The 1,074-nt window shown below is 59.2% G+C and carries 2 protein-coding genes; both read right to left on the minus strand.

The window, feature by feature from the left end; all coding sequences use genetic code 11:
- Positions 1–42: 42 nt before the first annotated feature.
- Positions 43–1,008, minus strand: coding sequence for a lysylphosphatidylglycerol synthase domain-containing protein (locus HMPREF9538_RS07945; protein WP_002895728.1), 966 nt, complete (start codon positions 1,006–1,008; stop codon positions 43–45).
- Positions 1,005–1,074: hypothetical protein (locus HMPREF9538_RS33385; RefSeq protein ID WP_416352772.1), on the minus strand; the 70-nt coding region annotated here is incomplete at its 5' end. The genes HMPREF9538_RS07945 and HMPREF9538_RS33385, both read right to left, overlap by 4 nt.

Consider the following 1,074-nt stretch of genomic DNA (forward strand, 5'->3'; position numbering starts at 1 on the left):
ACACTCCGTAGGCCCGCGCAAGCGCAGCGCGACCAGGCCGTTTCATTCGCGGGCCAGCTTGCGCTGGTTCTTTTGCCGCAGCTTTTTCGCCCGGCTCTCCAGCAGCAGATAGGCCACCGTCGCCAGCAGCAATGGCAGGAAATAATAGAGCGCGCGCCAGGCGAGCAGGGCGGCAATGATCGCGCCCTTCGAAATATCTTCCCCGGAGAGCATGGCGATAAACACCGCCTCCAGCACGCCGATCCCAGCCGGAATATGGATAATCACCCCGGCGATACTGCTCACCAGCAGCACCCCTAATACCAGAAAATAGTTAATCTCGCTGCCCAACAGCAGCCAGATTATCGCCCCCATCGCCATCCAGTTCGCCGCCGAGAGCCCCATCTGCAGCAGCGCGAAGCGCCAGGAGGGCAGCACCAGCCGCTGGCCTTTAATCGTCAGGTGACGGCGTTTGGCGAACGCGCAGCCGAACAGATAGCAAAGCGTAAGGATCAGCATCACCCCGCCGATAATGCGCAGAGTGGTCTGGCTGATGTACCAGTGCGGCGGCAGCTTCACCAGATCTGCCGTGAATATCACCCCGCCCAGCAGAATATAGCCCAACCAGTTGGTGGTAATGCTTAAGGAAAAAATACGGGTGATGGTGCTGCCGTTCAGCCCCAGCCGCGAGTACAGCCGGTAGCGCATACCGATCCCGCCGACCCAGGTGCTGAGGGTCAGGTTGAAGGCGTAGCAGATAAACGACACCAGCATGACCTGGCGTTTCGCCAGCTTGTGCCCGCAATAGGCCCGACCGAGCAGATCGTAGCAGCCGTAAATGAGGTAGCTGACGATAACCAGCGCAATGGCGCTAAACAAGGCCAGCCGATCGTAGCCGCGGATCACCTTCCACACGTCCTGCCAGTCGACTTTTTGCGCGTAGATCACCAACAGGACGATGACGGCGATAAAAAAGAGCACGGTCAGCACTCTTTTCGCCATCCGCCAGCGGGGATGTGATTTGCTCATAGTGGATTATCCCTGGCTGGAGACTCGACGCGGTCCTGAGTTTCAATTTCCGGCTGGACCGGCGGG

The organism is Klebsiella sp. MS 92-3, assembly GCF_000195655.1.
Lineage (GTDB): Bacteria > Pseudomonadota > Gammaproteobacteria > Enterobacterales > Enterobacteriaceae > Klebsiella > Klebsiella pneumoniae.

What these genes read in the sequence shown, in the direction of transcription:
- HMPREF9538_RS07945 (WP_002895728.1), bottom strand. Translation starts at nt 1,008, where the DNA reads ATGAGCAAATCACATCCCCGCTGGCGGATGGCGAAAAGAGTGCTGACC.